Genomic DNA, 9,873 nt, shown 5'->3' with positions numbered 1-9,873 from the left:
TATTATTGCGACAGCGGCATGATCCCGTGGCTGCTGATGGTCGAACTGCTGTCGCGCAAGGGGCAGACGCTGGCGCAGCTTCTGTCGGAACGGATGCGGCTTTACCCGTCCTCGGGCGAAACGAATTACCACCTCGACGATCCCGACGCGGCCATCGCGCGGCTGATTGCCCGCTATGAACCCGACGCGAAGGGGCGCGACGATCTGGACGGCGTTTCGCTCAGCTTCGAGGGCTGGCGCTTCAACCTGCGCAAATCGAACACCGAACCGGTCGTTCGCCTGAACCTCGAATCCGACGGCGATGCCGAACTGGTCAGCGCCAGACAGGCCGAAATCGCGGCGTTGCTGAAAGGCTGATCTGCTGACGGGGTGCGGGACGGGCATAGCCCGCCCCGTCGCTGCTGGCCCAAGGCGCTGCAAAAGCTGCATAAAGAGGGGCCAGCGCGGAGGCTGGGCGATGCAACGCCCCCGGCCATCGCGGGGCACAAATGCAGCGGCGGGCGCGCCGCGCCCGGAACGGCTGTCATCGCGCGAGCACATTCGGAGAACCATCCCGCCCGACAGGTTGAGACCTGGGCCATTTGTGCATCGGTTTGCCTGGAATAGGCAGTGCATTTTCATGCGCCAGATATATAACCAGACGTGTTTAACAGGCTGCTGGAAAGGGAATTTAAGCCTCTGCTGTAGAGGAAATCATTCCTGATCCACCTAAAATTTGCCAGAAACGCCGACGCTTCAGGTCGCTTTCGGACTGGTTTCCGGGTTTCCAGCGTGAAGCGGCAAAGCCATTTTCCCGGCCCCGCGCGACGCTTGCCGCGAAATAGCTGCCTACCTGTTCAGCCCGCCCGCCACGGACGGCACATCCCCCGGCGCGAAGCCGAAATGACGCAGCCAGCGCAGGTCGCTTTCAAAAAAGGCGCGCAGGTCGGGGATGCCATATTTCAGCATCGCGATCCGGTCGATGCCCATGCCGAAGGCGAAACCCTGCCATTCCGCCGGATCCACACCGGCCGAGCGCAGCACATGCGGATGCACCATGCCCGAGCCCAGAACCTCCAGCCAGTCGTCCCCCTCGCCCACTTTCAGCGTGCCGCCCTGCCACGAACATTGAATGTCCACCTCGGCCGAAGGCTCGGTAAAGGGAAAATGGCTGGCGCGGAAACGGGTTTTCACCGGCGTTCCGAAATAGGCGCTGAAAAACTCTTCCAGCACCCATTTCAGTTGCGCCATGCTGATGTCGCGGTCGATGGCCAGCCCTTCGATCTGGTGGAACATGGGCGTGTGGGTCTGGTCCATGTCCATGCGATAGACGCGGCCCGGCGCAATGACGCGGATGGGCGCGCCGTGATCCTGCAAGGCGCGGATCTGTACGGGGCTGGTATGGGTGCGCAGCACATGGGGCGGGCGGTTGTCGCCCGGTGCGCGGCGCATGAAAAACGTATCGTGTTCCTGCCGCGCGGGATGTTCGGGCGCGATGTTCAACGCGTCGAAATTATACCAGTCTGTTTCAACCTGCGGACCCTCGGCGACGGCAAAGCCCATATCGGCAAAGATCGCCGTGACCTCGTCCGTGACCTGGCTGACCGGGTGGATGGTGCCCTGCGGACGCGGGCGGCCCGGCAGGGTCACATCCAGCCATTCCCCAGCCAGACGGGCCTCAAGCGCGGCATCCTCCAGGCTGGCCTTGCGGGCGCGCAGGGCGCTGTCGATCTCGTCCCGCAAGTCGTTCAGCGCGCGGCCCTTGGTCTGACGCTCCTCGGAGGTCATCTTGCCCAGTTCGCGCATTTTCAGGCTGATCTCGCCCTTCTTGCCAAGGGCGGCAAGGCGCACATCCTCGATCGCCGCAGGATCGGCGGCATCCTTGATACGGTCAAGCCATTGCTGGCGCAGCGGGGTCAGGTCGTCCATGTCGGGGCCTCGGGCATCATTTGGCCCCCGGTTAGCATCTTGGGACGGCAGGGGAAAGCACTCAGACCGCCTTTGACTGATCGACACGGGCCGACAGCGCCGCGTGGCTTTCGACGCGTTCGGAATAGCGGTCCACCAAAGCCTCGCGGATGTCGCGGGTCAGCAGGGTGAACCGGACCAGTTCCTCGGTCACATCGACGATGCGGTCATAAAATGCCGAGGGCTTCATGCGGCCCTCATCGTCGAATTCGTTCCAGGCCTTCGCGACCGAGGATTGGTTGGGGATCGTCAGCAGTCGCATCCAGCGGCCAAGAAGGCGTAACTGGTTTACCGTGTTAAAGCTTTGACTGCCGCCGCAGACCTGCATCACGGCCAGCGTCTTGCCCTGCGTCGGACGCACGCCGCCCAGGGACAGGGGGATCCAGTCGATCTGGGTCTTCATCACCCCGGTCATCGCGCCGTGCCTTTCGGGCGAGGACCAGACCATCCCCTCGCACCAGCCGACCAGATCGCGCAGTTCCGCGACCTTGGGATGATCGGCGTTCCCGTCATCGACCAGTGGCAGGCCCCTCGGGTCAAAGAACCGCGGCTCGGCCCCGAAGGCGGTCAGCAGGCGCGCGGCCTCTTCGGCGGCAAAACGCGAAAAACTGCGCCCGCGCAGCGACCCGTACAGGATCAGGATGCGCGGGGGGTGGCCGGCGCGCGAGGCCGGGGACAGGCGTGCCGGGTCGATGGGAGCGAAACAGTCGCGGCGGATATTCGGAAGATCGTCCAGCGGATCGGTCATCCTGCCCTCCGGGCAAAGCTGGCGCGGCTGCGGTTGGCAAGGGCCACCAGAGACATCATCACCGGCACCTCGACCAGCACGCCCACGACCGTCGCCAACGCCGCGCCCGAGTTCAGGCCGAACAGGCTGATCGCCACGGCAACCGCCAGTTCAAAGAAATTCGACGTGCCGATCAGCGCGCAGGGTGCCGCGATCCCGTGCGGCACGCGCAGCAACCAGGCTGCGCCATAGGCCATCGCGAAGATCATATAGCTTTGGATCAGAATCGGCACGGCAATCAGACCGATGACAAAGGGCCGGTTCAGGATCACCTCGCCCTGAAGCGCAAACAGGATCGCCACCGTCGCCACCAGCCCGACCATCGACCACGGCTTGACGCGGGCCGAGAACGCCTTGATCGCCTGCGCCGACCCAAGCGCCCGCCGCGTCAGCAGCCCCACAGCCAGCGGCAACAGGACATAAAGCACCGTGGCCAGAACCAGCGTCTGCCAGGGCACGCTGATCTCGGTCACGCCCAGCAGGAAGGCGACGATGGGCGCCAAGGCCACGACCCTGATCAGAGCGTTCACCGAGACCTGCACCAGCGTATAGGTCGCATCGCCGCGCACCAGTTGCGACCAGACAAAGACCATCGCCGTACAGGGGGCCGCACCCAGCAGGATCAGCCCGGCAATATACTGCGCGGCATCGTCGGGCGCGATCCAGGGGGCAAAGACATGGTCGAAGAAAAGTACTGCCAGCAGCGCCATCGAAAAGGGCTTGATCAGCCAGTTGATCGCCAGCGTGATCAACAACCCGCGCGGCTGGCGAGCGATGCCGGCGACCGCCCCGAAATCGACGCCGACCATCATCGGATAGACCATCGCCCAGATCAGCACGGCAACAACAAGGTTGATATGGACGATTTCGGCCCCGGCAATCAATATGACCAGCCCCGGCGCGATGGCACCGATCACGACGCCCGCGACCATCGCCAGCGCGATCCACAGCGTCAGCCAGCGTTCGAATGTTCCAAGGTTTCCGCCCCCGGTGGCACTTGCGTCGGTCATGTCCGCCTCAGGCCGTGGTCATGTCGTTGCCGATCTCGTCCATCTGCACCTTCAGCGCGCTGCGTTCCAGCGATTCCAGCGGCAGGCTGGTAAAGGCGGCCAGCCGGGTGGCCAGCATCTGATGGGCGCGGTTGAAGGCGGCGGCCTGTTCGGCCTCGTTGCCGCCAACCGCCGCCGGATCCGGAATGCCCCAATGCGCCGTCACGGGATGACCCGGCCAGACCGGACAAACCTCGCCCGCCGCATTGTCGCAGACGGTAAAGACGAAATCCATCTGCGGCGCATCCGGCCCGGCAAACTCGTCCCAGCTTTTCGAGCGGATGCCCGTCAGGTCATGGCCCAACCGCGCCAGCAGCCGGACAGTATGCGGATTGGGCTGGCCCGCAGGCTGCGAGCCCGCCGAAAACGCCCGGAACCGCCCCGAGGGATCGGCGTTCAGGATCGCCTCGGCGATCAGCGAGCGGGCGGAATTGGCGGTGCACAGGAACAGCACGTTGAAGGGGGGCTCGCGCATCTGGGTTGTCCATGATGTTTCGGGGATGGGCAGAAGAATCTGGGTGTTGATGACGGGCCGACAGATAGCCGGATTCCCGCCGCAGCAATCGCTGAACAGGTAATCCACCAGATGCCGCATGGTGGTCAGATCGGCGAAATACCGGATCGACCGCCCCTCACGCCGCCTCTGCACCAGCCCGGCCGATGCCAGCACCGACAGATTGGCCGACAGCGTGTTTTCGCGCACATCCAGCGCCCCGGCAATCTGACCGGCAGCCATGCCGCCCTGCCCGGCACGGACCAGCAGCCGGAACACCGACAGCCGCATCGACTGGGACAGCGCGGCAAAGCAATCGAGGGCGTTGTTCATTTCCATATTTCGACGATAATAGAAATGAAAAGGGAAGAACAGCGTAAATCGTTCAGGATCCCTTGCGATATTTGGGCAGGCCCGCAACGCATCGCACGAATGACAGCAATGGCATGCGGAATGTGGTGCCAGACCGGGCAAGCATGGCGTGGGCGGGAAATGGCTGTCTTATCCCCGAAGAATGAAAGCGACAGGATTTTGCGCGGATCGGTCAGGCTCTGGAACCGTTCGACCGGGATAAAGCCCTGGATACTGCCCAGCATTGGCCGCATCCTTGCGGAAATGTCGAAATATTCTTCCTTGCGGCCGTCAGCCGGTTCGACATCGACTATCACCGCGATCATGCCCGCCCCCCATGCGGCGCGGATACAAGCTTCGGGAAGGTCCGGCCCTCGCGAAGCAGGAAATTCCCTTTCCGGGCATATTCCCCGAACCGGGCCTTTTTCGTGGGGTCAATATGACAGCGGATAACGCAGGTCAGCATGGCGATCCCTTTTCCTGTGTGTTTCGCCGATACCAGAGATTTGAATCACACAGATGCTTCGATAGTGATCGAGCCATGAAAGAAGGCCCTGACATCGCGCGTATTGCCGCATGGAAAAAGCAGGGGGTCCGGGGGGTGCAACTCCCCCGGCTATCGCGGGACGCAAATCATCCGGCGGTGACGCCGGACCTGCGCTGCCCGGTTATGCCCTCGGGATGCCAGCCGGGCGTGCCAGACGCTTCAGTGCCGCTGTGCGATAGGGGGCGTTCGGCGCGCCATAGCCGTTATAGCCGTCGCGCCGCTGGACCACCTCGAAGAAAAATCCATCGCCATAGGGGCGCGAATAAAGCTGAAAATAGGCCCCGCCATCGGCATCCTCGTCATAGAGGATATTCGCCTCGCGCAGCGCCCCGACCATCTTGGCATCCAGCCCGAAACGCGCGGCGACGTCCTGAAAATAGTTGCCCGAGATGGGCAGCGTCTGAAAGCCGTTATCGTTCAGCCTGCGGGCGGTTTCGAAAATGTCATCCGTGGCAAAGGCCAGATGCTGCACCGAGGATCCAAAGCTGTCGGAAACGAACTGTCCGGCAAAGGTGCGGTGCGTATCCACCCCGTTCAGCGTCAGCCGCAGCGCGCCGTCATCGCTTTGCAGCGCGCGGGAATGGACGATGCCGCCGGGATCGGCCACATCCACCTCGGGGGCCTTTTCGATTTCGAAGATCGAGGTATAGAACAGCGTCCAGGTCAGCATGTCCTCGTGCTTCATGACCTGCGCCACATGATCCACCCGCGTCAGCCCGGTCGGCGCGGCCCTTGCGTCGGTGGGCAGCGGCGTAAATTCGCGGTTCCAGACCTCGCGCAGTTCCGTGCGCCTGTCCAGAAAATGCAGGACCGAGCCGCCGACGCCGCGAACGGCGGGAATATCCAGCTCGCCCGCGCCCAATGGCTGGGAAAACAGGTTCGCGCCCAGAACGCGGGCGCGTTCCTCTGTTGCGTCAGCATTTTCGACCATCAACCCGATATCGCAGACGCTGGTGCCGTGCATGACATAGGCGGAATGGGCAAAGCCCTCTTGTTCGGTATTGACCACCAGATTGATGTCGCCCTGCCGCCACAGTGTCACCGATTTCGACACATGCCGCGCGGCGGCGGCAAACCCCAGCGAATGCAGCATGTCGCCAAGCGTTTTCGCCTCGGCCTCATTGGCGGTGAATTCGATGAACTCGACCCCGTGGACGCGGCCCTTGGGCGGCATGGCGGGCACGTCGATCTGCGCCGCCGGATCGGCGCGCTTGATCTGATCGGCCAGATAGATCAGCGCCCGGTACCCGTCCAGCGCCGCCAACCGCGCGCTGCCGCCCCGCACCCTGTCATTCAGGATTTCAAGGCTGTAGGCCCCGTCATAGCCGGTCGCGACCACCGCGCGCATGAAATCGACCAGCGGCAGCCCGCCCTCGCCCGGCATGCCCCGGAAATGCCGGGACATATATTCCAGATCCATGCCGATGGACGGCGCATCGGCCAGTTGCACGTGAAAGATGCGATCTGCCGGGATGGCGCTGATCGCGTGCGGATCGACCTTTTTGGCCAGGGTGTGAAAGCTGTCGAGGATCAGCCCGATGGCGGGGTGATCGGCGCGGCGCACGACCTCCCATGCGTCGCGGTAATCGGATACGAAACTGCCCCATGACCGCGCCTCATAGCCCACGCGCAGGCCACGGGCGGCGGCGCGCTCGCCCAGTTCGGCGAAATCGGCCGCGATGCGGTCAACCCCGCCCCGAGTCTCGGGATGGGTGCTGGAACTGACCAGCAGCAGGTCGGTGCCCAGTTCCTCCATCATGTCGAAACGCCGCTCGATTCGGTCGAATGCCTTGCGGCGCAGCGGTTCGGGCAGGCCCTCGAAATCGCGGACCGGCTGAAACAGGTCGATGCGCAAGCCGTGATCGCGGACCATCTCGCCGATTTCGGACGGAGACCCGGCATAGGCGATGAAGTCCTGCTCGAATATCTCGATCCCGTCAAAACCGGCCTTGGCGATGGCGGCCAGCTTGTCACGAAGATCGCCGGCGATAGAGACGGTGGCAATGGATGTCCGCATCACATGGTCCTTTCAGGGGTAAGGCGGCGCGATCACCTCGCGCCGCCCGGTCGGTCAGTCGGTTGACACATGCCCAACATTGCCTTCCGGCGAATAGATGTCGAGGATGTTCCAGTGCCCCGAGGTCGGCGTCGGGTTGTTGACCATCGCGACGTCGATCACCGTGGGCCGCCCGCTGGCAATCGCCGCCTCAAGCGCGGGCCGGAACCCGTCAGCCGAGGTCACGCGCACGCCTTCGCAGCCATAGGCGCGGGCGATGGTGGCGTAATCGGGCGTCTGCTCGGCGGGGTCCGTGGCGCGCGGGAAGGTCGTCCCGTGCGTCAGCCCGTAATTCGCCTTTTGCAGCCCGGCGATGGTGCCATAGGCGTTGTTGTTCATGATCACCCAGATCACGGCAAGGTTTTCCGCCGCCGCCGTGGCCAGCATCGCGGGGTTCTGGCCAAAGCCGCCATCGCCCACAAGGCTGATCACCACGCGATCCGGCGCTGCGATCTTGGCACCGATGGCTGCGGGGGGACCAAAGCCCATGGTCGCGAAACCGCCGGGGATCAGGATCGAGCCGGGCGTCAGGATGTCGAACTGCTGCGCCACGCCGTTCTTGTTCCAGCCCACATCCGAGGTCAGGATCGCGTCCTTCGGCATCGCGGCGCGCAGATCGGCCAGAATGCGCTCTGGCATCATCGGAAACGCGTCCGAGCTCTGCATCCCGACATTCTTCGCCGCAAACGCCTTGCGTTCCGCCGCGATCCGGTCGGCCAGACCGGGGGCCTTGCGACCGCCCGGCAGCATCTCGCGCGCGACGCGGTTCAGCACCTTCAGCGCCGATTTCAGATCCGCCACAACACCGATTTCAGTCGGATAGTTGCGGGCGATTTCCTGCGGCTCGATGTCGATATGGATCAGCTTTGACCCGCCCTCGCCGATATTGAAGGTGTATTCCGGATACCAGCTTGAACAATCCGCTTCCTTGAACCGCGTCCCCAACGCCAGAATCCAGTCAGCGCCAAGGGTCTGTTCATTGGTGAATTTCATCCCCCAGAACCCGGTCATTCCCAGAACCAGCGGATGATCGTCCGGCAGCACGCCCTTGCCCATCAGACTGTGCGACACCGGGATCTGCATGTGATCCACGAAATCGCGCAGCTCGTCATAGGCCCGCGCCAGCGCGACGCCGCCGCCCACATAAAGAACAGGCGACTGCGCCCCTGCCAGATCCGAAATGATCCGGCGCGCGGTCTCGTCGTCAATGGACGGTTTGGTCAGCGCCTTGGTATTGCCTTTCAGGCGATCCCACAGCGCGGGGTCGATCTCGGCCGAAAAGATGTCCATCGGCACATTGACCAGCACCGGCCCCGGCTGACCGCTTTCGGCCAGCAGAAACGCCTTTTCCAGAATCTCGGGCAACAGTTCCGGCGTATCGACGCGCCATGCCCGTTTCACGAAGGGGCGATAGATTTCATACTGGCTGGCATCGGCATGCAGGTTCACCTCTTGGTGCGGGTGCTTGCCATAGTAATAGCTGGGGATGTCGCCCGCGATCACCACCATCGGAATACAGTCCAGCGCCGCATTCGCCACACCGGTCGCCGCATTGGTCAGGCCCGGCGACAGGTGCGACAGCAGTACCGAAGCCTTGCCCGTCACCCGCGCATAGCCATCCGCCGCATGGGCGCTGATCTGTTCATGGCGCACATTGATGAACTTGACGCGGGAATTGGCCAGCGCCGACAGCACCGCGATATTGGTATGGCCGCAGAGGCCAAAGATATGTTCGACCCCGCGCCCTTCCAGATAGCGTACCATCTGGTTGGCGATCAGATCCTTGCCGGGAACGGCCATCACAATGCCTCCGTGTTATAGAACTCGCCGAACAGTTCCGCGTCGGACGGGCGATCCTCGGGGATCGGGCGGGCGACCCAGGTGACGTTCATATAATGTTTCAGGCTGACATTCTCATTCGTGATATTTCCACCCCAGATCCCGCAGCCAAGGCTGGAAGTCATCGGCATGCCGTTGCTGAACGATCCGGCATTGGCCTTGGATTGCGGCTGGCGCACCATCACGCGGCTGACCGGGGCGTTCTGTGCGTGGCGCAGGATACGTTCCTCGTCAAAGGAATAGATGCCGCAGGAATGGCCCTTGCCGCCGACCTCGTAGATCGCGCGCACCTTGGCCAGCGCGTCGTCAAAATCCCTGGCACGATACAGCGCCATGGTCACCGACAGTTTTTCCTTGCTGAAGAAATGATCCTTGCCGATCTCGTCCTGTTCCACCATCAGGAACTTGCGATCCTCGGGCAGGTCAAAACCGGCGAAATCGGCGATGACCTTGGCCGCTACGGCGACGGTTTCGATGCGGCGGCTGCCATCCTCTTTCCACAGCGCCTTTTTCAGCAGATCTTTTTCCTCGGGGCTGCACAGATGACCGCCTTCGGCGATCAGCGCATCGCGCATCCTGTCATAGACCGCATCGACGATGACCAGATTGCCATCCGCCGAACAGCCCGAGCCGAAATCCGACATCTTGGACTGGCGGCTGTTGGCGGCCGCCTCGGCAATATCGGCGGTCTCGTCGATCACCATGGTCGAATTGCCGGCCCCCACGCCATAGGCGGGCTTGCCCGAACTGTAGGCCGCCTGCACCATCGGCTTGCCGCCGGTGGCCAGCGTCAGGTCGGCCTGG

At 63.2% G+C, this 9,873-nt stretch carries 7 protein-coding genes and 2 pseudogenes; 1 reads left to right on the top strand and 8 read right to left on the bottom strand.

Features of this window, described 5'->3' with window-relative positions; translation table 11 throughout:
- Positions 1-357: pseudogene (locus ACK5L9_RS12950) on the top strand (phosphomannomutase); the annotation flags it as partial.
- A gap of 471 nt (positions 358-828) precedes the next feature.
- Here ACK5L9_RS12950 and pheS read toward each other — a convergent pair.
- The 8 genes and pseudogenes from pheS to ACK5L9_RS12910 form a co-directional block, all read right to left on the bottom strand.
- On the bottom strand, positions 829-1,908 hold the full coding sequence (gene pheS / locus ACK5L9_RS12945; protein ID WP_416911878.1) for a phenylalanine--tRNA ligase subunit alpha: 1,080 nt from the start codon (positions 1,906-1,908) through the stop codon (positions 829-831).
- 61 nt (positions 1,909-1,969) lie between these two features.
- Entirely contained in the window at positions 1,970-2,695 is a 726-nt protein-coding gene (gene arsH / locus ACK5L9_RS12940) for an arsenical resistance protein ArsH (protein ID WP_416911877.1), read from the bottom strand.
- Positions 2,692-3,744 (bottom strand): ACR3 family arsenite efflux transporter, encoded by a 1,053-nt coding sequence (gene arsB / locus ACK5L9_RS12935; protein WP_416911876.1) that lies wholly within the window; start codon positions 3,742-3,744, stop codon positions 2,692-2,694. Before arsB ends, arsH begins: the two co-directional genes overlap by 4 nt.
- 7 nt (positions 3,745-3,751) lie before the next feature.
- The gene (locus ACK5L9_RS12930; protein ID WP_416911875.1) at positions 3,752-4,609 is read right to left on the bottom strand and encodes a metalloregulator ArsR/SmtB family transcription factor; all 858 of its coding nucleotides are present in this window, start codon (positions 4,607-4,609) and stop codon (positions 3,752-3,754) included.
- A complete protein-coding gene (locus ACK5L9_RS12925) occupies positions 4,606-4,953 on the bottom strand; it encodes an antibiotic biosynthesis monooxygenase family protein (RefSeq protein WP_416911874.1) in 348 nt (115 codons plus the stop codon). The genes ACK5L9_RS12930 and ACK5L9_RS12925 overlap by 4 nt, the downstream gene beginning before the upstream one ends.
- A gap of 342 nt (positions 4,954-5,295) precedes the next feature.
- Positions 5,296-7,191: a bifunctional sugar phosphate isomerase/epimerase/4-hydroxyphenylpyruvate dioxygenase family protein gene (locus tag ACK5L9_RS12920; RefSeq protein ID WP_416911873.1), complete on the bottom strand. Its 1,896-nt coding sequence runs from the start codon at positions 7,189-7,191 to the stop codon at positions 5,296-5,298.
- Between the two features lie 54 nt (positions 7,192-7,245).
- Complete coding sequence (locus ACK5L9_RS12915) at positions 7,246-9,030, bottom strand: thiamine pyrophosphate-binding protein (RefSeq protein WP_416911879.1); 1,785 nt, start codon at positions 9,028-9,030, stop codon at positions 7,246-7,248.
- Positions 9,030-9,873, bottom strand: a pseudogene (locus ACK5L9_RS12910) (aldehyde dehydrogenase); the annotation flags it as partial. The gene ACK5L9_RS12915 and the pseudogene ACK5L9_RS12910, both read right to left, overlap by 1 nt.

This window comes from Paracoccus sp. (in: a-proteobacteria), from assembly GCF_047973135.1.
Taxonomy (GTDB): Bacteria; Pseudomonadota; Alphaproteobacteria; order Rhodobacterales; family Rhodobacteraceae; genus Paracoccus.
Note: the sequence above shows the minus strand (reverse complement) of the source record. Positions and strands in the feature narration are given on the sequence as shown.